General features: G+C 43.3%; 11 protein-coding genes. All 11 read left to right on the top strand.

All coding sequences use genetic code 11. The features are described from left to right. Positions 1-588: 588 nt before the first annotated feature. The 11 genes from ABDW33_RS26985 (at position 589) to ABDW33_RS26935 (ending at position 24,666) form a co-directional block, all read left to right on the top strand. Complete coding sequence (locus ABDW33_RS26985; RefSeq protein WP_343693218.1) at positions 589-3,018, top strand: hypothetical protein; 2,430 nt, start codon at positions 589-591, stop codon at positions 3,016-3,018. A 7-nt stretch (positions 3,019-3,025) separates the two neighbouring features. Then, positions 3,026-4,123, top strand: a complete 1,098-nt coding sequence (locus tag ABDW33_RS26980) for a hypothetical protein (RefSeq protein WP_343693217.1) — start codon at positions 3,026-3,028, stop codon at positions 4,121-4,123. Beyond that, positions 4,120-4,617, top strand: a complete 498-nt coding sequence (locus ABDW33_RS26975) for a hypothetical protein (RefSeq protein WP_343693216.1) — start codon at positions 4,120-4,122, stop codon at positions 4,615-4,617. The genes ABDW33_RS26980 and ABDW33_RS26975 overlap by 4 nt, the downstream gene beginning before the upstream one ends. Beyond that, positions 4,614-12,104 carry a hypothetical protein gene (locus ABDW33_RS26970; RefSeq protein WP_343693215.1) on the top strand — a complete coding sequence of 2,497 codons (7,491 nt, stop codon included), beginning with the start codon at positions 4,614-4,616 and terminating at the stop codon, positions 12,102-12,104. The genes ABDW33_RS26975 and ABDW33_RS26970 overlap by 4 nt, the downstream gene beginning before the upstream one ends. A gap of 13 nt (positions 12,105-12,117) precedes the next feature. After that, the gene (locus tag ABDW33_RS26965; protein ID WP_343693214.1) at positions 12,118-12,897 is read left to right on the top strand and encodes a hypothetical protein; all 780 of its coding nucleotides are present in this window, start codon (positions 12,118-12,120) and stop codon (positions 12,895-12,897) included. A gap of 10 nt (positions 12,898-12,907) precedes the next feature. Continuing rightward, entirely contained in the window at positions 12,908-21,475 is an 8,568-nt protein-coding gene (locus ABDW33_RS26960) for an RHS repeat-associated core domain-containing protein (RefSeq protein ID WP_343693213.1), read from the top strand. Positions 21,476-21,481: 6 nt separating this feature from the next. Beyond that, complete coding sequence (locus tag ABDW33_RS26955) at positions 21,482-22,069, top strand: hypothetical protein (RefSeq protein WP_343693212.1); 588 nt, start codon at positions 21,482-21,484, stop codon at positions 22,067-22,069. 314 nt (positions 22,070-22,383) lie between these two features. Next, on the top strand, positions 22,384-22,884 hold the full coding sequence (locus ABDW33_RS26950; RefSeq protein WP_343693211.1) for a hypothetical protein: 501 nt from the start codon (positions 22,384-22,386) through the stop codon (positions 22,882-22,884). 31 nt (positions 22,885-22,915) lie between these two features. After that, positions 22,916-23,635, top strand: a complete 720-nt coding sequence (locus ABDW33_RS26945) for a hypothetical protein (protein ID WP_343693210.1) — start codon at positions 22,916-22,918, stop codon at positions 23,633-23,635. 48 nt (positions 23,636-23,683) lie between these two features. Next, positions 23,684-24,004, top strand: coding sequence for a hypothetical protein (locus ABDW33_RS26940; RefSeq protein WP_343693209.1), 321 nt, complete (start codon positions 23,684-23,686; stop codon positions 24,002-24,004). Positions 24,005-24,021: 17 nt separating this feature from the next. Next, the gene (locus ABDW33_RS26935) at positions 24,022-24,666 is read left to right on the top strand and encodes a hypothetical protein (RefSeq protein ID WP_343693208.1); all 645 of its coding nucleotides are present in this window, start codon (positions 24,022-24,024) and stop codon (positions 24,664-24,666) included. Positions 24,667-24,758: the final 92 nt, after the last annotated feature.

The raw sequence follows: 24,758 nt of genomic DNA, 5'->3' as shown, positions 1-24,758 counted from the left end.
TAAAGTTGTTTGCGACTATTAAGTTAACCGAAACTTTTATACATGTTCAAAGGCTCGCTTTGAAACATTTTAAGATCAATACTGATTTTGAGCTTATTGTATCTTTTTTGTCGACAAAAAAAGCTGATTGGAAGACAGAATTATGTATTCGTCTTTGGGTCTTGTATACGGCAATTGTTTTATTTCTCTTTTGCAGGTAAGGCTTTTTTAGATAAATTTTTTTGAAATCAGGCGTTGAACTGGCTATTAATGATTAATACTTTATTGCAAAAAACAGCAAAAGTTTAAAAAAAAAGTATTTCTTTGTGCTGCGTTGTTGCAGTTATACCTATGGCAAAAGTTTGTTATTCTGACATGCATATAGCATCAAAGTACAAAATTAGCTAAAAAATATTTCAGGCTGTATGGCGGGGACTTTAATAGCCTAAAGCTGGAATACCCACTGTTTTTCAACCGACTTTTAATGACTGTATGCGATATATTACCCAAACGTATGTATCCCATACATCATACTTTTATTGACTGTATGCGATATCGTTAACCAACCGTACGTATTTCATACACCTATATCGAACTGAACCCTTTACTATGTATAGAAAGCTTAAAAGGGCACTACCAGTAATCCTATTGCTACTGGTATTGCAGGGTACCCGTACTTTGGCGGGAGGCCTATGTCCATCTTCAGTTATCCCTGACACACTGCCTACCTGCCTGGCAGATGGTCAATTGTTGCAACGGCCGGCATTGAAGCAGGCCTTCATCACAGCTGTTAATCAACGTTCTGTGCAGGATACCCAGTTTCAGCATATTGATAGCATACCCTTTACCAGGTTGGGTTTAAGTGGGATGAATACCTCGGCTAAAGCGGCATTTATTCAATACCTGAACTCCGGGAACAGTGCTGCTGGTATGGCTAAGATGAAGACTATGTTCAATGGTTTGAAAGACAGTACCAGGACTGCCGCTTACCTGGATAATAAGTTGCGTGGCTTTTATGCACTGAGAAACCAGCCACCCGGAAATAAATTCAGCCTCCCCACAGCCCCTGCAAATACCTTCAAAGGTGCATCATGGACCACCGTCTATATGGACACGACCGCCATGCTATCTGGCTGGTGGAATGAAGGCACTGTGCAGGATGTATTTACAATTGGAGGGATCCCGGTACAGATTAATTATAGCACTCTTTCAGGGTATAACTACGCCGGCCCTTCGCTGCGCGATGCTCACCTTTTACAGTTCTCGTTTGACAGGGAGACGTACCTGAGCTCCGTCAATAAACAATTGAATCAGCACTATGATCTGAAAAAATATTTCCTCGATGACCTGGATATCCAGAGCAGCATAAAATCTTATGCCACCAGCGCGCTGAACGGCGTTGATCAGCAAAGTGTGAAGAATAAGATCACGGGTGATCAGCTGATGTATTTAGATACTGCACAGCTACGCAGATATATCATGGGCAATGCTTTGCCGGTGAATTTTTCTGCTGATTCTGCAAAATTACTGGCAGCATCAGAAAATAGTCGCGACCAGGCTTTGTTCCAGCAGTACCAGCAATCTGTATATTTTAAAAAGGTGTTGGCCCTGAAGTCGGAGATAGGTGACGTAAAAGAAATGAACCAGTTACTGGCAGCCCAAAAGCAGGTGGACGGAAATATACAAAGCTGGATGCAAAACGATCAGAACACAGCTTCTATGGGCGGAAAGCTTTTACAAATGAGCTTCCTGCAAAAGATGATGATGAACATGCGTTCCCTGAGAGCAGGTAGTATAGGTGATTCAGCTGGTCTGTTTATGAATGGAGCCGCCGGTTCCTTCCTGAAAGGCAATAAAGCTATCAGCTTACTGGCCGGTAACAGCAGTGAACTCGGCATACAGGATGTAGGTGCGCAATCGGCTACGGGTAAGACATCTTATAGCATGCAGGGCGTTAAGTTGGGCAAAAGCGGCACTTCGTTTTCTGCCCTGAATGCCAATTCAAAAGCACAGACTAATAATGGGTTTAACACATCGGCTATCAGCAGAAATGTATTTGTTGGTTCTGTAGGAGAACAGGTAGGTGTAGGTAGTCTGGGTACATTGAATGTTACCCTGTCAAAATCCAGTAGTACATATGGTACGGCCTCCGACGGTGCAAACGTATCAAAGTCTGCTGCCGGCCATTTACTGGACGATTTCTGGGCCACAGCGTCAGTAGGTCTTGCATTGAATGGCAGTGTCAAAGAGTGGGGCCTCACTCATAAAGTATATATAAATTATGCTGGTTTAGGTTATGTGAACCCCGGAGCTCCGTTTGGCAGCCGGGGTACGATGCAGTATGGGTTTCTCTTAAAACGCAGCTGGTTGAAAAACAGGGCCATGATGAGCCTGCGTACTGATATCCGGGATATGACCACCTCTGTACTCACCAGTAATAAAAGAAGGAGTCTGACCTACGCTTTAGATGCACGCTACCGGTTTACAAGGAAGTTAACGGTCAGTATGAATGTATTACAAAGTGCCCTCCGTGAAGATAGCAGTGGCCATCAGTTCAATGCTTATATGAACCGGAAGATATCTTTCAACGGACAGGTAAATGGAAAGATCAGTGGCAAGGCCTTCAGTAACAACTCCACACTTGGTTTCCAGCAATTGAACTACCTCGATATAAAAACACTGTTCCTGAATGTGGGCGCTACCCAGACATTGATGGCCGGGCAGGGAATGGTGATCTCCAGCATCACATTCAGCAAGGATATTAATAATCAGGCTGTATACAACAACCTGTTGAACGCAGAGGGTGGCTACCAGTATACCCTGGCAAAGAAAATCTCCTGCGGTAGTTCGCTGATTTACATGAACAGCACGAATGTCGTAGAGCAGGTCGGTATCCGCCAGCAAGCTGCTACGCAATTCTACAAACGCTGGAGTGTAAGTCTTTCAGCTGATGTAAGAAAGAACCTGTACAATTCGGCAGCCAATTACTACTACGGAAAATTCAACACCGCTATGGCGGTTCATTACCAGATAAACTGACAGCAATATGAAGAAAGGAATCAACATTTTATTGACTACGCTGTTCGGTATGTTTTGCCTGCAGGCGAAGGCGCAATTTAGCTTTGCATTCATGCCTGAAGTGCAGGGACGATCAATTGATAATATCTGTAAAGTTCGCATCAGTAATGCGGGTAGCGTGACTACAGCCAGGCTCCATATCGTGGTAACCGAAGCAAATGCCGGTGCGGTGGTAACGATAGATATCCCGCAGTTTCAATTGATGCCGGGTGTGAACACGGCAACACCTGCAGCAGTGTACCAGGCTACTGTAAACTTTAGTACAAACAAACTGGCTACGATCATCCGCCAGAGTGGCTATTTCCCTACAGGCGATTATGAATATTGTTTCCAGTTGTACGAAGGTACGGACCATAGTAGTCCTTTACTGGCAGAGCAGTGTTTCAACTATGAACTGGAGCCCTTCTCCAACATGCAGCTGATACAGCCATATGATGAAGATGCGATCTGTGACAAGCGTCCTTCGTTCAACTGGCAGCCCCTGATACCCGCGGTGAATGGCGTGGAATACAGACTACTGCTGGTTGAAGTAAAAGACAGGCAACAGCCGGTAGAGGCTTTGAGAATGAACCTGGCGATTATCAATCAACGGCAGATCCCTATGCCGATGTTATTATATCCTTCTATCGCCAGTGAACTGGTTGAAGGAAAGCAATATGCCTGGCAGGTATCGGCATTTCAGCATGAACTGCTACTGGCACAATCTGAGATCTGGTCATTCACAGTAGGATGCGAAAGAGACTCCACTAAGCTACCGGCAGAAGCCTTTAGAAACCTGGAGGACCTGACCAGGGGAAATTTCTATATAGCGAGAGGGCAGGTGCTGTTCAGCATACAAAATACCTATGCCGCCACGGACCTGGTGTATGCGATACGCTGTCTTACAAAGCCGGAACAAGCCGTGAAGAAATTGCCGGTAGTACACGTTGTAAAAGGTTATAACCAGATAATCATTGACCTGTCTGACAACAGTAGTTTCAAAGACGGGTACTACTACATCATGGATGTGACATTGCCTGACGGAAGTCGTAAACAATTAAGATTTATTTATAAACAAGCAGAATGAAGTACGGAATAATCGTGTGCTGCTGGCTATTGGTACTGAGTGCCTGCAGAAGTAATCAGCAAAAATTGATGACTACCATAGCGGCAACAGGTATGTTGCAGGACAAGGAAGAGAATGGTATTCATTACCGTTTGCAGTATTTGCCCCCGGCAAAGAAAGGCGAGATGGACCTGCTGAGGTTCCGGTTGACGATTTCCAACAGCGATGGTTCAACATTAAAGAACACCAGTGACGTTGCATATACCTATGGCCTGGATTCTATGTTTGCATTTGTGAATGTAACAGATACCACAGCACCTGTTGATATTGTACGTGTGGCGAATGGAAATATAGGTGGATTGGAGTACATGTTGTTATTTGATCGTCCACTGGCGTATTCGCAAGTCAATTGCCGGCTGCTTTTCAGAGACTATTTATTCAATCACAAGTACATCACATTCCCTGTACAGGGCGCTGCTATTAACCACATTGATTCTTTAAGCCTAGACCTATGATAATCAGTAGAACGTCATCCCGGAGAAGAATAGCTTGTTTCTTCCTTGTTTTGTTACTCACGCAGACATTAACGCCTATGGTATCATGGGCCCTGACATCCGGGCCTGCACAACCGGAGGCAAAGCAATTTACGCAGGCAGGTACAACAGATTTTGTCGACCTGGCAACCGGTAATTTTAAATATAATATCCCTTTGATGGATGTGGATGGATATCCCCTCAGCCTCAACTATCAATCTGGCGCAGGTATGGATGATGAAGCCAGCTGGGTCGGATTTGGCTGGAACCTGAATGTGGGAGCAGTAAACCGGCAGCTACGCGGGATTGCAGACGATAGTTATGGTGATAGCGTGTGGACAGATAACTATGTAAAACCGAAGATCACCATCGGTGCTAGCCTTACTGATAGGGTAGAAGTAACCGGTGTAGGCCGGTTAGTGAAAGTAGGCGGCACCTTTACCCGCGGTATACACAGTGATAACTATACCGGTATCGGTGCAGATCTGAGTGGGAATGCGGGACTGTCCTTGTCTATCCCCGGTGCCAGTTATCTTACCCCAGGTGTGGGTATCGGCCTTACCAGTAGCAGTAGTGAGGGTGTGACCGTAAGTCCCTCCCTGTCGGTGAAGGTGCTTACCGCTGAAAATGCCGCCACGGGAATAGGTCTGTCTGGCAACATGGCCTGGAATACACGCGATGGCCTGAAAAGCTTTACCTTAAAAACGACCTTTCATGACAATATATTCGATCATGTGACCGATTGGTCCTATAGTGCCTCCTGGAGTTATAGCCAGCCTGCGTTCTATCCTAAAGCCAATATGAATTTTACCTCTCATAACTTTACCTTCAGTGGAGACGTAGGGGTAGAATATTTTACATTGTACGGAGGTGGCGGTGTGACCGGTTATAAAACCAGGCGTGAGGTAGCCAATCCAAAGCAGATGAACAAGGCTTATGGTTTTATGTATGCAGAAACAGGGAAAAATAATCCGACTGCATTGATGGATTTTATGAGGGAAAAGGATAACCCTGTCATTTTCGATTTAAAAAACCTGGCAGTACCCATTGCCACCCCAGATATCTTTTCTTTTTCAAGCCAGGCAGACGGTGGGCAGTTCCGCTTATACCGCAACCAGTCAGGTGTGTTCTTTGACAACCGCACACAGGATTTATCCAATAATACATCTGCCAGCATCGAGGTGGGTGTAGGATCGTATTTTCATGGGGGTTCTTCCGTGTACAAACAGAATGTAAATACCTCGATAGGTAAATGGACTATGTACAATGCATTCCTTTCTAATGCGGATTTTCCTGTTACCAGCGTAGCGGGTGAGGAAGATGTGTATTTTAAACAGGGCGGAGAAACTTCCGTAGAAGATCCGGCTTTCTATAATAGTGTGCAGGGAGAGGATGCCGTAAACGTACAGTTTAATGGAAAGCAGGCGCTGAATCGCTTGAAGAAAGGAACGCAGGTATTTACACCGGCCGGAAATTATAAGCGAAACGGACGTCAGATAAGAAAGGCGCCGGTGATGCCTTTGCTGGCCGGAGAAATGGTGAATATCGGCAGTACTGATTCTGTACTATATAATTATAAGTTCAACGACTTTGGTTCATTCACTCCCTATGCATGCAATGCTTTGGTGAAGCAAAAGGAAAGCAGGGTGAACAAATTCAGGAAGTCAAAACATATTTCCGAGATCATCAAGACCACTGATGATGGTAAACGACTGGTGTATGGTATGCCTGTGTACAACAGGAAACAGGTAGAGGTCACGTATGCTACCAATACGGCCAACCTGACAGCAGCCACCAAGAAGATTAAACTCATCGCACCAGGTGGTGTACCTGGCCATAAACCCACAGTAAATGGCAAATCTGTTTCTGATGAATACTATACCCGGCAGGAACAGCCTGCATATGCTACATCCTGGTTGCTTACCGAAGTACTGTCACCAGACTATGTAGATGTAACGAACGATGGTATTACAGAAGATGACAGGGGTACTGCTTATAAGTTTAATTATTCGAAAGTAGACAGTAATTTCCAATGGCGCACGCCTTATGGGGATTCCGCCCAGTTTAACCCGGGTTTAAGAGCTGATCCGGATGACGACAAAGGGTCATATGTATTTGGTACCAAAGAACTGCGTTACCTGCATTCTGTTGAATCAAAGAACATGATCGCTTATTTTATTACGGAAGACAGGCAGGATGCTTTGGGATATGACTCATTGGGTGGGCTGGATACGAAAGTGAAACAAAAATGCCTGAAGGAAATCCGCCTGTATGCCAAGAATGATTTAACTACGCCCATTAAAACAGTGAAATTTGTATATAGTTATAGTCTTTTTGGCAACGTGCCCAATAGTCTTACTGGTGGAAAATTAAGGCTGGATAAGCTGTATTATACCTATGGTAACTCTACAAGAGGAGAGAACTACTATTACCTGTTTAATTATAATGACAATCATGGCTATGGTACGATGATGACGGACCGGTGGGGCACGTTAAAACGGCTTACGGAAAACAGCCAGCGAGGCATCAACCTTGGTAACGATGAGTTCCCATATACCACACAGGATCATGACATGGCGGCCACGGATGCCGGCATGTGGCAATTAAGTGAAATACAGTTACCCACAGGAGGTAAGGTTTCAGTTGATTATGAAGCCGATGATTATGCATATGTACAGAACCGTCGTTCGATGGTGATGTCGAAGATCACGGGGATGAAGACTGGTCCGGATGGAACTACCACTACGTCGCTTCGCGATGCGAAGACATTTATCGTAACACTTGATTCAACAGCTGTAAATGTACCGGCAGATGCAGCAGCGCGGTTACAGTGGTTTAAGAATAAATACCTGGACGGGTCAGATTATATGTACATGAAAATGTTCGTGAATGTAACTGATGCCACCTCATCTACAGATGATTCCAAATTTGATTTCATACAGGTGTACGCCGCAGTGAGTGAAGTTAAAATAACCGGTGCCACCGCCGAGGTGACTTTTAAAGATGACACAGATGGTGGCAAGGCAGTCAATCCCGTCATCAGTGCTGCATGGCAACGTATGCGCATGGATTACCAGCGCTATGCATATCCCGGATATCTCAATCGTATTACAGATGATCTGCCTGTCATAACCGCAGTAAGGGCGATAGCCAGCTCCATCTCTACTTTGTCTGAACTTTGGGAGAACTTCAACCAGAAAGCATATAGGAAGAGGTTTGCGAGTACAGTAAAGCTTGAAAAAAGCTTTGCCCGTGTTGTGAATATGACGGGCAAGAAACTGGGAGGTGGTTCACGGGTAAAAACCATTAAACTATCAGACCAGTGGAATACCATGGCAACCGGGCAGGAAGGTGCTATTTATGGCCAGCAATATGATTATACCATCATAGAAGATGGAAAGGCTATCAGTAGTGGTGTTGCTGCTTATGAACCTTCAAACGGCGGCGATGAGAACCCGATGCGTATGCCGGTAAAATATTCACAGGATGTAAAGTGGGGCCTGAATAACTACTTCTACCTGGAAGAGCCAATGGGAGAATCATTATTCCCTTCACCGGAGGTTGTATACAGACAGGTGACCGTGCGGAACCTGAAAGCAGATGGCACGGTAGATACCAATAATAAAACGGGTTGGACGACTGCCGAGTTCTATACAGCAAAAGATTTCCCGGTGATCGTGCAGCAAACAGCCATCGATAAATACCTGCACAACCCCAATTCATGGTCAAGCTTTTTTGGTGGTAAATCTATTTATGAATTGGCCATGTCACAGGGATATTCCATTATCCTGAATGATATGCACGGGAAGCCGAAGGCAGAACGGGTATATAATCAATCTGGCCAGGAAGTAAGTGCAGAGGAGTTCTATTACAATACTTCCAATGATGGTGGCACCCTGCGGTTGAAAAATGTAGTGGATGTGGTAGATGCAAGCGGGAACATTACCACCAACCAGGTGATAGGCAGGGACATAGAGATGTTTACAGATATGCGGGAATCAGAGATGAGTAACACGGGTACCAGCATTAACCTGGGAGCGGATGTAATACCTATCTGGGGATACCCGATACCCATCCCTCACTGGCCTAAATCGTCCAATGAAGATTATCGGTTATTCCGTTCGTCCTGTGTTGCTAAAACAATTCAATACACGGGTATCATAAATAAGACGGTTAAGCGGGTGAATGGCTCCCAGATTGAGACAAAAACACTGTTGTACGACAGGAATACCGGTGCCCCTGTATTATCGCAGACGCAGAATGAATTTGATGATCCTGTATATAGTGTAAGTATCCCTGCCTATTGGATGTATAAGCAGATGGGGATGGCTTACCAGAATCTTGGTATGCTGCTAAAGGATTTTACTATCATGGGGAGTGCTATCCCTTCTCAATATGCAGCTTTCTTATCGCCCGGGGATGAGTTGGTCGATGTGAATACAGGTGTTCATTTGTGGGTGATCAAGTCTGCCACTGTAAACAATACAACACCGGTATTACGTATTATATCACAAACGGGCCGTACCATTAAGGATTACGGTGGTACCATGAAGGTGTTCCGTTCCGGTTATCGCAACCAGCTGGCAGCAGCAGCCACCGCAATGACCTTACTGAAAAACCCGGTAAGTGGTGGACGCTTAAAGATCATTAGCAATGAGGAACTGGGGGGATATAACGTGATCAATGCATCGGCTGTATTGTATGCTGAGGCATGGGGACAACCAGCAATATGTGAGCGCCCGAATAGTTGTCCGGATGGTTATGAAGAAACGGCAGACGGTACGCAGTGTTATTTCAAACCTTCGGAATCAACAGGATTTGCCCTCCAGCATGGAGACAGAAATCCTAATTATGGTAACAGGGGTGCTTTCTTCTTTGAGCCACAGGCCGAAGGTCATTATTATAACAGTACAGCCACCTACTGGATGGGATGCGCAGCAGGTTGTGGCCGCCTTTCTGAAGCAGGTGTGTGGATGACCAGCAGGCCCGTACATGACTGGTGGGGGGTAGAAAAGTGTATTGATATTAAGACCGCTGGTGTTTATTTTATTGGATATGCAGCTGACAACGTGATGCGTGTATATGTCGACAACCAGTTGTTACAACCACAGTTCCGGGGGGGAAGCAGAAGTTTCTACCAGGCATGGAGGATAAGGAAGAAATACCTGAGTGCAGGTAAGCATATTATCCGTATGGATGCCGCCAACGCAGAAGATGTTAAATCTGCAGCGGTAGAAGTGTACGGTAGCAGCGAAGCGACTTTGAAAGCAGGGGATGCACAGACGATAGAAAGCGAAATGATCTTCTCTTCAAAGACCCTGATAGGTGATAAGAAAGCCTTATTATTCTACACAGATGGGGATGGTAACAAAGGCTCTAAAAATTACAGATGTGATAATGGAGGTGAATTGAACCTCTGCGACGGGACCCCTAACTGCGGCTATAAGCCGAAACAGGCGTGCCCGGATGGGTATGTACTGAGTGCAGACGGACAGGCATGTACTACTCCTATGACGATCAATAATGATACCTCATTACAGATCAGGACCGGTTACAGGAACCCGACCTATAGCCAATGGGGCGTGTTGTTCTTCAACAGTACAGGACAGGTGGTAGATAGTATCCGTAAAGATCCTTTCTGGGGATATCGTTGTGATGGGGAGGATCCTAATGCCCAGGGTACTGGTGGCTATATACCTCCTGATGACCAGGGCGGACTTACACCGATCACTATTTCAGCCGTAACTACCAGTTCGGCAGTAGTGGCAAAAGCATCATCTGATAGTAGTGCGACGTTACGTGCAAAGGTAGCCAGCCAGGCAATGGTGTCTTCATCTATTAACTATAATACCGGTTGCGGCAGGTTAAATGCGACTTCCATCTGGCTGCGTGAGAACTATGCAAACAAGTGGATTGGTATGAACTTCTGTGTGAAGGTTCCTGAAAGCAAACAATATTATATCGGTTATGGTGTGGATAACGATCTCCGTATTTATATCGATGGTATACTGTGGAAAGAACATATTGGAGTAGATGATAATACAGACCATCGTTTCTATTCATACTGGCAGGTACGTCCACGTATTCTTTCAGCCGGCAACCACATATTTACGATAGAGGCCATGAACCATGTGACTACGGGTGGGCTCCTGGATAGAGCGGTTGGTATGGAGATCTATAACAACACAATACCTGAATTGAAGACATACAGGCTGGATACGATATTTACGACCAACCAGCTGCTCAACCCTTCAAAGCCATATGATACTTATGTAAAAGATGCTTCGGGCAACGTATTAGCGCGGCATTATTCATGTGGTTCAGGCGCAGTAAACATCTGTGATGATGCTCCGGGATGTCCGGCTATTCCTTCAGGTAATGTGATCAACCCATACCTGACCGGCTACCTGGGCAACTGGCTGATGTATAAAGAAATGACCTGGTTGTCAGACAGGTCCGGACAGGATTTGCCTGATAATACAACTGGTGCGGTGAATATCCGTCAAAATGGTCAGTATACTACGTTTTATCCATTCTGGTATTACAATGGCGGATGGGAGATGAGTACGAATTCCGGCTGGGTAACGAATACAACGACCACCTTGTATGATGAAACAGCGAAAGCCCTGGAAAGCAAAGATGCCCTGAATCAGTATAGTGGCGTACGCTTTGGATTCAAGAATACATTACCATTGGCGGTAGGTGTAAATATGCGTCAGCGGGAAATATTCTATGATGGCTTTGATGATTATAAGTTCAACAGTGGCTGTAATACTGCGTTGACCTGTCGTCCTGACCAGTTTAACATCAGGAGGAAACTGGGTGATGCCTATACCACGGCATTGGATATGGTGAATGCACATTCCGGAAACTATAGCCTCAAACTTGATTCTACACTTACGCTGAAAACTTATATGTATAGCCAGGAACACCAACCGGGTATCTACCTTAAGAATAACCTGTGGGGTGAATACTACAAGGGTACAGACGGATGGTTAGGCTTACGTGACTGGGCACCGGTAACTGGCAGAAAATATATATTCTCAGCATGGGTGCATGTGCCTAATCCATATGGCAACTCCCCAAGTCTTCGTTTGCAGTGGCTGCACAATCTGAAAGTGATTACGCTCAGTACCAAGGCCATCGTGGAAGGATGGAAACTGGTAGAAGGTGTACTTGATATCCCGAATGAATTGGGTACTACGGATATGACTTCTTTTGGACTGAAGATCTCTAATATGTCAGCAAATGAATCTATTGACGACATCAGGATATTCCCATATGACGGGCAGTTAAAATCCTATGGTTATGATGATAAGAACCTTCGGTTGATGACAGAGCTGGATGAGAATAACTATGCTACCTTCTATGAGTATGACGAAGAAGGCACGCTGATCCGATTGAAGAAGGAGACAGAAAGAGGAATTATGACCATTAAGGAAAATCGTTCTTCATATCGTAAACGCTAAAACCACCTGTACCATGATTATAAATAAGAACAATTTTAGGGTACTGGCTACTGTACTTGTATTGCTGACCACAGCAGCAGCTATTGCTGGCATCCCTTCGCTGATACAGCACAAAAATGAAATAAAGGAATCGCCCACATCGGCGATTCCTGAAAACAATAAGGAAGAAAAGGCCATACTGAATGAATTATACACAGTATCCCATCAACTGGATTCCATGACTGTATATACAATAGAAGGTACTATTGTTGTCAGGGATCTGAAGGATAGTACTAATAACATGGCATGTGACTACCTGTATTCCCGTTCAGGTAATGATATGTATTACAGGATGGGGCAGGAGGAAACAGTATCGCTGCAATCCTGTTACCTGACCGTATCGCATGATACAAAAGAACTGTTCCTTTCCGCACCTAAGGAAATAGAGAATCCTATGTCTACGCCTATTGATATACAGGTAAAGCATATGAGCCAGGAAGGTTACCAGGTGACGCGCGACGTGAAGAACGGTGTTGTAACGATCACGATGAGTAACCCGTCGCATATCAGGATGAGAGATTATTCCCTTTCATATGATAGCGCAGCGTGGATCACGCAGACCGATATGCGGATGGCGGATGAAATATATCCTGCCGATAGGAATAAGGACAAGCTGATTACTTTCAGGGTAAAGAAGTTTGAACCATTCAAAGCGCGCGAAGAACTGTTGAAACCAGCACATTATATCCGGCAGCAGGATGGAACACCTGTTCCGGCAGGTGCTTTCAAAGATTATGAACTAATCAACCGTTAATGTTATCCCTATGCATATTAAACAGATCTTATTAATAACAGGACTACTGATCGGCATGCTGTCCGGAAAGACGTATGCCAGTATTGAGCCCTATCAGAATCAAAAGCAGGGTACCATTAAGAAAGGTGATACGCTGATAGTAAAGGATGAGAAGTTCCTGAACAGTGCCTATGACTGGAGCAGAATTCATAATAAAACGGTTACAGACATTGTCACATTTGGATTATACCGGGATTCTATGTCGATACCGCAAAAAAAGTTCAAGTGTACAATTAATCTAAAAGTAGAATACTGGTCATCGCCAGATCAGGTAGATCCGGTAGTTGACGATCATGTGAAACTTGAAATAGATTATGATACCGTCAAAGGGATCAGTTACCAGGCAAATGCTACCTATCGTTTTAAAAATGGTTATAAGGTTAAACTGACAGTGAACGATATCACCAGTGATGAACTGGGAGATCAGTTGCCGGGGATATTCAGACTGACAGGTCAGGTGATCGTAGAGCGTTCTTACGAAGTAGATAGTGCGCATATAGTACCCAGGGTGATATTACCAACGAGTGGGAAAACAGGTACATTTAATGCCGCTATGATGAGGTCTGCTATTTCCACTGGAACGCAGGCTGGTGTGGCTTCTATATCATGGGATAGCCAGGTAAGTAACGGGGCGGATTTTTATGACCTGGAATGGACGTTTATAGATGAATTATCTGACGATGGTAAGATATTGAGTCAGCAGGGAACGGCGACCCCGGTCAGTGAACTGGCCAGAATGTTTAAGAATAATGCGACCCGTGTAACGGTCAGCCATGAATACTATGATATACCCCTGGTACATTATAAGAAGTTTTTACTGGTAAGAGAGCGGTTTGCCTATATAGATGGGTTTGGTTTTAGAAGAGAAATGGACTGGGATTATAGCATGGATGACGGTGGAAATACTGTGAATGCGGTGATAGCGCTGGATGATGCCATTGTTCATGAGCCAAATTTAAACTGGCAGTATACGGCTACCTATTCAGAAGAGGGAAAGAGAAAAGAGGTGGTCAGCTATTTTGATGGTAGTATGCGAGACAGGCAAAGTGTGACGTTGAGTAATACAGATCAGAAGGTATTGATCCAGGAAAAACTGTATGACGAATTCGGCCGTCCGATGGTCAGCATTTTACCCTATGCAAAGAACAGTAATGTATTGAAATATTATACAGGGCAGCATTTGAATGCTGCCAATAATGGCAATTATACCTGGGCGAATGTATATGGTAACAGTACCGATTGTATCAATACCCCGCAGGCAATGGGAACAGGAGCTGGTGCAGGGCAATACTATTCTTCCGGCAATGAATTTATGTCCGATAATTCCCATCCGGAAACGCCCTATATACCGGATGCAGCGGGCTATCCCTTTAGTGTAACCCTCTATACACCTGATAATACGAATAGGGTGAGTGTGCAGGGCGGAGTAGGCGCCCTCTTCCAGCCCGGACCTGATAATACTGTCAGCAAAGCGACGCGGCTTTACTATGCTAAGCCGCAACAGTGGGAACTGGATCGCATGTTCGGTAATGATGTGGGATATGCGAACCATTACCTGAAAAACATGACGATGGATGGGAATGGTCAGTTGTCAGTGAGCTATTTGAATGCTGCCGGCAAAACTATTGCCACAGCGCTTGCCGGCGACGCCCCTGCTAACCAGGATGCCCTGGCATCTAAAACAAGCCCTAAACAGGAGACCTTTTATGTACTCGAGCCGAGAAACTTCACTTTCGATGAGAGTAAGTTAACGTTGAGTGCATCATCCTCATATACACCTACCTCTACAGGACCTGTTTCCTTTACTTATAATGTACAGAAACTGATCCAGACCTATGAGGAGAATGGGGTGAAGATCTGTAGCAATTGTTATTATGATTTGCATATTAAAATCACAGACGATTGCAAACGTGTTATAAACGACATGACAACCCCTGTTGGTAGCCTGACAAGTGATTGTACCGCAACAGGTAATGCTGCTGCGACTATAAGCACCAGCTTTGATAAAATAGGGGAGTATTATATCTATTATGAGCTGGCGTTATCGTCAACAGCAATGGATAATTTTACGACAAATTTTATTACAAAGAATACTAACCTGAATAGTAAGTGGTCTTATATCAACCAGGAGCTACAGGCGAAGGATATGACCACCTGCTTTGATGATTGTACCACCTGTCTTACATCTTTAGGAACGCAGACAGCATTTGTTACAGCTGTTAAGAACAGGCTGAGTAAAGACGGCGTTGAGTTGACCAGTACAATAGATACCTGGGCAAATAACCTTTACACCTCATTGTATAATAATTGTGTGTCATTGCAGACGAACTGTACTTCTAATCCCTGTGCAGACCTTGAGAATACAATGAAGCAGGATGTAAGTCCCGGGGGACAGTATGCCTTATTTGATGCAAATGACAACGCACTGGAACAAGATCTTAATGTGGTGTACTTACATTGGAGAGAGGCTTTCCCGGTGCTGAACAGGAATGATGCCACTTATATTGCCAACCAGTTCACACTGGAAGATGGCACAGTGATGAGTGTAAATGATGAGCAGCTGACATTGGCAGACCTGGTGCATAACTGGCGGCCGGAGTGGGCCGAGCCATTTGTAAAATGGCACCCGGAGTATTGCGCGTTGAAGTTCTGTCGTGACAATAGCGCAAACCTTCAATGGGAAGAGCGCTTAAGCAATGTCGCGAAAATAGCAGACCTCTCCGCAGTAGTACCAGGAGCAACGTATAATACAGCAAATGCAAGTTGGCTGGCGGATTACGATCCGGCGTTTAATAACGTACTTTTAAATTATAAGACAAATTTTGTCAGTGATTTAAATAACTATTCAAAGAACGTAATGGGGATTACGCAGGTAGGTACGAAGAATCTGTTCGGTTATGTCGACTACCTGTTATATTGTGCTGATAATTCCGGGAGTACCAACGCGAATAATCATCCGTTGCCTGGTACTGATAACTGGACAACCTGTGCCCCTGTTGCCAGCTGTCGTATTCCTGACCTGGAATGGCAGACTTACCGCGCTAAGTATATAGAGCTGAAGGATAAATATTATGCGATGGCAAGAGGAACGGACGCGTACTGTGGTAGCGTGTGCCAGATTGGTGAGCCCCTGGGCTATGCCACTTCGCCGGTTACTTGCCCTCCCTTATCATCCTTTACCGTACAGACGAATGATGCCACATGTAGTAATGGTGGATTACAATCTTTAAAACTAACCTATACCGGTGCTCCACTGACCGCTCCGGTGACAGTGTCCCTGAAATACCCCGCGGAATATAATGGCCTGACAACGATAACATCTGTACCATTTGCAGCGGGTCAGACCGAAGCTGCTTTTTGTATTTCGAGTGAAATCAGGACAGCTTCAATATTAGTAAGTGGTATTTCCTGCAACGGAGGATCTACTGGCGGCGGGAGTTCATTTAGTTGTGGAGCTGCAGCGGCAGCCTCCAACTTCCGAATGGAGGTGGTGAGAGATGGTTTAACATACAATCCAAGTACAGGTTATGCCAATTATAATTGTACGATTTATTATTCCGGACCTGATCTCCCGTCAGGAGCATCCATTACTTGTACAGTAGAATTCGGATTCAATCCGGCACCCAACGCAACATTTCGTCAGTATGTGTTTACTGGTTCTACCAAGTCCATAACGAAGGTATTAGAGGGCGTAAAGGATGTAACTTATGATATGGGCATTCCTGCTTGTTACAATCCCAATCCCGGGACAACGACACCTCCGGTAGACAACTCTCCTTGTAGTGCTTATAAATACAAGGTGTCCCGCATTAACAGTACGTCTTATAGTACAGCAGGCATTTCTACAGATACCATCGCCCTGAAAGCACAGGGAGCCGCTGCACTGACGCAGTCAATCAACGAAAACTGTGAAGCGCAGGCAGAAATGTGGATGAAACAGCTGGATGAGTGTCTGTCTGGTCAGGCAGATTACCAGACCGCTAAAACCAATATTAAGGCAAAGCTGATAGAGCTTTGTAAGATAGGAGGAGATGCTACACATCCGCTGGGTGCAAGCACCACACCAGGTGGCAAGTCGGCTTCAGGAGGATATACGTCTTTTAAACAGGTACTAACTGGTATGCTCACGCCTCATACACTGAGTATGGTTTGTAATCCGTGGTTACTTGATGCGCCTTATCCTTACAATGTAACCATTCAGACGTCCAGTAAGTTGATCTCAAAGACGGATGCGACCGTTTGTGCAAAACTGGCGACGTTGAAGGCAGCATATACGAGTGCGGGCGGCGGTAGTAGTTTCTACCAGTACCTTGTGAATACTTATGGTTCGGCGATGAACCTGACAGAAGCGGAGTTGACCAGTTTACAGAACGGTTGTGATAATTGCCGTTATCTGTTGGCGAACTCTCTGACTTTACCTGTTTTCCTGGATGGAACAGCAACAGGGTCAATTACCTCTGCTACTTTTCAGTCAGGCCTTGCCCAGATGAACAGTGAAATTGGCAGCTGGCTGGATGCGCAGCATCCGAATTATGAGCATGTATATGCCAGTTACCTGAATCAGTTGTGGGGTTTCACACTTTCCTATAGTGATTACCAGGATTATGTAACAAAGCTGACGACAAATCCGAACGCTGTATTGTGTAATACACCTGTTTATGGTACGGTCACGGTGAATCCTTACAGATGTACAGAGGAGATGATTGACGATGCGGTATCAACAGGAACTGTTTTATATAATGAATACATTGCAGAAGAGAAGAAGAAGTTCCGTAGGAACTATATTGCTTACTGCGGAGGAGCGCAGCCTAACCTGCAAATGACAACATTTGAGCAGTTGTATCATTATACCCTGTATTATTACGATCAGGCAGGTAATCTCGTAAGGACGGTGCCGCCTGAAGGGGTACATTTGCTGGACGCATCATTACAACCGCAAATTGATGGGGCACGAAATCGTAAAGGTGAGAGCTGCACATTTGACGGTCCGATAAAGAATACTTTAAAAGATTCGACGCTGATGGCGTTGAGGGATGCATTCAATGCAACTTCGCCACGGGCAATGGAGTTGTGGATGTATAATGCTTCGGCAACGGGAGGGCAGTTCCTGGCAACCAGCAGCGACCAGAAGTATCTGGTCAATGCGTGTGTATCTGGCAGGTATCTGCACCTGGATGTGTATACACTGGCAACGACAACGAATGAGGTGGCTATCAACGCTTCCGTACATACCATTGCAGATATGCAATCTGCATTGCCGTTAACGCCGTGGACGCATGTGGTATTCCAGGGGGCCATATTGAATGCGAATAACCTGTCGGTATATGTGAATGGAAAGTTGTGCCCGGTCACGACTACTAATCAGCCATCGGGTGATTGCGGTTGGACGTTGGAGAATGGAAATTATCCGGAGAACCTGGCATCACTGAAACAGATCCGTTTTTATAACAGGACTTTATCTGCTCCTGAAATAGCGGCGAATGCGGCCGAGTCCTGTATGTCACTGGCATCGGATTATTATGCGGCATTGAGTGGGGCGTTGATTTACAGGGGGCGGTTTAATACGGCGACCTTGGGTGCGGGCACTACGTCAGGTGCAGGTAGTTATACGGAAACGCAGTATTCTCCTGTGTACCCGGTACATGGATTGGCGACTTCGTATGCGTATCAGTCGTTGGATAAGGTGAGTGTACAGGCATCACCAGATGGTGGGAAAAGTAAATTTTGGTATGATAGGTTAGGAAGAATTACTGCTTCTCAGAATGCACAGCAGAACGTAGAGGCAAAGTACAGTTACACCAGGTATGATGATCAAAGTCGTATAATAGAAGTGGGAGAAAAAACATCCGGCGTTGCACCTGTGAGCCGGTTTATGCAACCGGCGGAGGTGACTGCTTTTCATGCGTCTGGATCTAATGGGCAAATTGTAAATACCTACTATGACACATACAGTGGATTTGCCTATACGCAGGAGAACCTGCGTAAAAGGGTAGCAGCTACGACGTATAAAGACCTGGCGTCCGGCGAGGTACAGCAGGCGACTTATTACAGTTATGATCAGCTGGGAAATGTAAAAACACTTTGGCAGCAGCTCAAGGATCTGGGCATTAAACAGGTAGATTATCAGTATGACCTGGCAATTAATAAAGCAAACAAATTGCGGTATAATTACCAGGGAAATAGTAATGATAGATTCTGGTATGGATACCAGTATGATGCGGACAACCGGATCAGGTCAGCAACGACAGGTGTTAGTACAGTATCGGATGACGGATGGGATATAGAGAATGAACAGACAGATGCATCGTACAATTATTATCTCCATGGGCCTTTGGCACGAACAGAATTAGGACATGGACAGTTGGTGCAGGGGATTGATTACGCTTATACCATACAAGGTTGGGTAAAGTTGGTGAACGGTCAATACCTGTCTCCAACCAGTGATATCGGTGGAGATGGTGGTACTGGTGGCAGATCAGCAGTAGCGCCTGATGTATATGGGTATTCACTTGATTATTTTAAGGGCGATTATAAGCCTATCAGTACTACTGCAGCTGCTTTGCTTCCGCTCAGCTGGGCAGACGGTGCAACGTCAGAAGTGGGCAGAAACCTTTATAATGGTAACATCAGCCGTAGTACCATGGCTATCAGCCAGTTTAATAACGTAGTAGGATATAGTTACCGCTATGATCAGTTAAACAGGTTACGAAAGATGCGTACACATGGATTGACGACAGGTGCGACGACCTGGAGTGCGGCTACGGCGGGGGATGCTTACCAGGAGGATGTGACATATGATGGTAATGGTAATATCCTCACTTATCTGAGGAATGGTAGTGGAGTAAATAAGGGTAAAGCGATGGACAACCTTAGTTATGGGTACCAGCGCGATGCCGCGGGCAATTTGCTAACCAACAGATTATTGCAGGTAAAGGATGCGGTTACCAGTACAGAATATGCTGATGATCTTCGATCACAGAATGATGGTAATTATAGTTATGATAATATTGGTAATTTAGTAAAGGACGACCAGGCGGGGATTTCCAAAATAGAATGGACGGCTTATGGTAAAATCAGATCCATTACTAATACGAAAAATAATACTTATCTTGATTATCGTTATGATGCGACCGGCAATCGAATCTATAAAGGGTACACTCATGGTGGTGTAACTGATAAAACCTGGTATGTGCGGGATGCGCAGGGTAATGTGCTGGCTGTATATGGAAATAAGAACGGAGATAACCAGATTTACTGGAAGGAGCAAAACCTTTATGGTAGTCAGCGGTTAGGTGTCTGGACGCCTGATATGGTTGTGACCAGTAATAATGCGGTTTCTTTGTGGGGAATGGCAGGTAAGAAGAAGTATGAGCTTAGTAATCATCTGGGAAATGTGATTGCTACGGTTGGAGATTATCTGGGCGGGGATAATAAGGCGGTTGCGACAAGTGCGCAGGATTATTATCCATTTGGGATGATGCAGCCGGATAGGAGGTATAGTAGTGATGGGTATAGGTATGGGTTTAATGGGAAGGAGAATGATAATGAGGTGAATGGCGAGGGTAATCTCATAAGTTTTGAGTTTCGGGAATATGATCCTCGGATTGGCAGGTTTATGTCAATAGATCCTCAATCTGGTGCTTATCCATGGCAGTCGCCTTTTGTATATCACAGAAATAATCCGGTTAACTTTACAGACTATAAGGGACTTGGTGATCCTCCGACGTTAGACTGGGTGCATTTTGCCGAGAGACATCTTTTAGGGGGAAATATGAGTAAAAGTGCTCCTGCTAACATGCCGAATTCAGTAATTATTAACCCTGCCTGGCAAAACAGAACAGCTATCGAAGGCTTTTTCCAGGAAGCAATGGCGCTTGGAAAAGCTTCCGGAAAAACGATGTCAGATGTTACTTTAAGTAATGGAACAACGTGGAATATTAATACAAAGGATGGGCATTTCTACCCTGTAAATGGTGAGGGGATTATAAACCTGACAAAAATGGAAACTGCTGCATTAAGGTCAGCTAAAGCAGGTGGTGCAGCTAGCGGAGAACAAATTTTTGCCAATCTGGCTAAAAATAAATCTCTTGGCAAGGTGTTTAGCAAGGAGATGGTAAGTGCTTTAGAGTCTTTAGCAAAAATTGAAAATGTCTCTGTAGGAAAAGCTTTAAGTCATATTGGAATGAATATTCCTACACAGTTGAATGGGATATCTGGTGAGGCAATTCAAAAGGCATTAGTGCAATTTGGCAATCAGAATCCAAGGTTTGTTCACTGGGGAGGAAGAGCTATGCTTTTAGTAAGTGCTGCATCAGATATAATCGAAGTTTACAACAGCGACGATAAAGTATACACAGTCACTAAAAAAGTGTTTAGTTGGACGGTAGCAGGTGAATTTGCTGCGGGAAGTGCGTTAGCTGCATCGGAAACTGGTCCTGGTGCCTTACTGGTAGGATTTGTTGGTGGAGCTGTAGGTTACTTCGTGGGCGAACAATTTGTAGAATCGGTTCATCAGGTATTTTTTACAAAAGCGAAATAATAAGAAATGAAAAACAGCAGTGAAGTAGAAGTGTTGTGTTTATACTATTCCTATACCGGACGGGAAACTAATTATTACGAAATATCCAATGGTATAGATAGTATCGACGAAGACGATTTTACACCAACTAACTTTTGGGCCTCATTAGGGGGATTCTCCATTACAATTGATGGGTTTTATACAATATTTACTTCGCACAATTTTTACAATATGGTAAAGGCGACCTCTTTTTTAATCAGTTCTATTTATTGGCTTAAAGGCAAAAAGAGTGACTGGTTTGATATTGATGGTGAGGACGTACAAATTGATATAAAATTTGGTTTGAACGAATTGTTTACAATGAAGAAGGCTGATAGTGATAATATAGTACTGTCTTATTTATCTGTCAATGATGGGCCGGTTAAAAAAAGAGGTTCGCATTTTTTTGATGGTGTATATATACCGAAGAAGGTTTGGATTAAAGCTGTTTCAATTGCCCTAAATGAATATTTTACAGTTTTAAAAAACATTGTCGCAGATAATCCTGAGGATAAAAATTGTAAACTGATGTCAGAGTACTATAACACTTGGCAGTTGGTAAACAATAGTATATAAATAGGGGTAGTATATATAACGTCACGTGCAACGTCTACAATCTTTATATAATAAGGTGTCTGGATATCCGGACACCTTTGTTTTAAGTGTAAGGAGCACGATTTATTAAGAGTTTTCAATTGCGTCCTTCTATAGTTATGATATCCATGGGGCAAAATATTCAAAGGAAGATTTGGTAATCCTTTTGGAAGGGCTAAAAGTTTGTATAAAAAAAGGATTGGATATACTGCCAGACTAGGTCGTGACAAACCGCATTGACAAAGACAAGCCGCAGAACAGCAATTAGTTCAGGCTACAAAAAAGTATTTAAATTTATGAAATCAATACCCGAAATGCAGGAGGTTTTAATTGATGAGCTGCATAAAAACATATTTGATTCAGAAGATTGGAAAGGAGAGTTTAAATATTATAATGAAGTAATTGGGTTCACTTCTGGTGTTTTAGCAGGACTCTTACGGGTTCATTTGCGAGAAGAAAATGATGAGTGGCTTGGTGCAAAATGGATTGATGACTGCTTAATAACAAAATTGGAATTGAAAAATAGCATATTAACTATAGATGGGATAATGATATGGGCTATAGGTAATGAATCAGACTGGACAGATCCCTTCAAATTTTCAATAGAATTTGAAAACACAGGAGTTGATTTTAAGGAATACACATTTTTTTTCGGCGATTATGATAAACCTGCGTTACCATATAACAAATTTAGGGACAAAAGTGAATATTGGGAAAATGGCGTGAGAAATTGGGTTTATATTATCAACTCTAATAACCTTAAATATAAATTGAACGGTGTTGAGGTATATAGATAAAGACAAATATGCACCTTGAAATTAAATATCTATGAAGTATTACTTGAACTGCCTGTTATGCGTTCTTTTTTGTTATTGTGGTAGCCAATTGCCTGAACAAGTTAGGATGAAGTTTTCACAGGGTTGCCCATTAACCCTGGAAATTTTGAAAGAAGCAGATCAAATTATTAGAACAGACAGAGGTTTAATACTCGTTTATAATTTCTCCAAAAATGAAGCAGGATATGATCCATATTTGTTGTTTTTTGACAAGAAAAGTAAATTAATTGGGGCGTCTTATTTTCCAGGTGAAAAAGTAGATTCGGTTAAAAGGGGACAAATATTTGCAAGGTTGAATAAATACAGGAAAGATAACCCCTGGGATAGTGACAATGGGTTCCCGAGGGGATATTCAGCAAAATATATTCTTGTCGAAGAGAATGGTGCATCAACTAATTGTTCGAAAATTATAGATAGCCTTTGTCTGGATAGTAATTTTAATCTCACACTAGTCATTAGAGAAACCTCAGATGGGAGTTCTGCAGATTATAGTAGTTTCACGAATGTAAAAGACTCAGTTTTTAATTCAGAATTTAGTGTTAGAGATACTTTAAATTTCCCGGTGAGAGAATTGTTGTTTTATGATCACCGTCTTGTCAATTACCTTTTCCCAGCATCAAACGGTCATTTTTTATTGGATGAAATGATTGTAGGAAAGCCGGAGATTTTGGATACGATTTATAGACAATTATATGATCAATTAAGGAGATGAGTTTGATTTTTAAAATAGAGATGTTTAGTTTAGGGTTATCTTAGACTAATGGGAAATTCTAATGGAGGATTTTTTTATTTTAATGGAAGTAAGGATTACCATTTGAACTATATATATAACCTGCCAGATGCTGGTAATTTTCTTTTCGGAGTTGCTGCTGCGCGAATGAACATAAGTCATGATCTTGTGATGTGGGGTAATGACCGGCACGAAATGATAAAAAATCATACACCAGATTCTGAAGCAGATATTCGTGCAATAAATGCAGGATTCTTTTATCAGCAGCGATTCCTGGAGCCACAATCTAAAGGGAATTTTTTATGGAGATCTTATAATACTACCAGACCTACTTGGTTTAGGAATAATTGATGCTTAATGTATATATTATGAAATCTGGAATTCGTTATCGGCGAATTATTTTTTTTGTATTGCTAACCTTTGGTTTTCTGATATTTATTCTTTTTAAAAGAGAAAAAATAGAATATCGAAAATGGAATAAGCCAAAGGAAGAGCTTTGTAATTATCTGCTTAAGGAAATAAATGACGATGACTTGTCATTTTATTGCCCCTATGGAGCTAATGGTCCAAGTCTATTCTGGGTTGTGGTTTATAAAAAAACATACAAGTTTCATATGTATAGAAATATGTTATGGGCTTATAATGATCTTACTAAAAGAAAATTGGATACACTTGGTCAAAGCTATTCTGTCAGCAAATTTAAAAATAAAATTTTAGAGCGGATTTATTTCCTTAGGAGTATCGGTGTATATTCAATTATTCGGGGAGGGAATAATATTCGAATTACAACTACCTATTATGATAGTACATACGAGGAAATTAAACGAAGTAATCCCTCTTATTCTGAGAAAATAGTTGATCAGGCAAAAAACGAATATCAGGGACAGCCATTCGTATTCACTTTTTTAATAATTGACTTCGTACCTAGTAGGACTGTTATAGAGAGCTTTAGTCGTGCTCATTATTTATGGCCCATAACATCTACAAAGTATTACTATCGACGATACTTATAAAGAATGAATATGGTGATTTAAATTTGGCAATATATGGTCGTTCAAAAATAGATATTTCATTAATGCCATGTGTCATTAATGATGCAGTCATA

It is taken from the genome of Chitinophaga sp. (genome assembly GCF_039596155.1).
Lineage (GTDB): Bacteria > Bacteroidota > Bacteroidia > Chitinophagales > Chitinophagaceae > Chitinophaga.
Note: the sequence above shows the minus strand (reverse complement) of the source record. Positions and strands in the feature narration are given on the sequence as shown.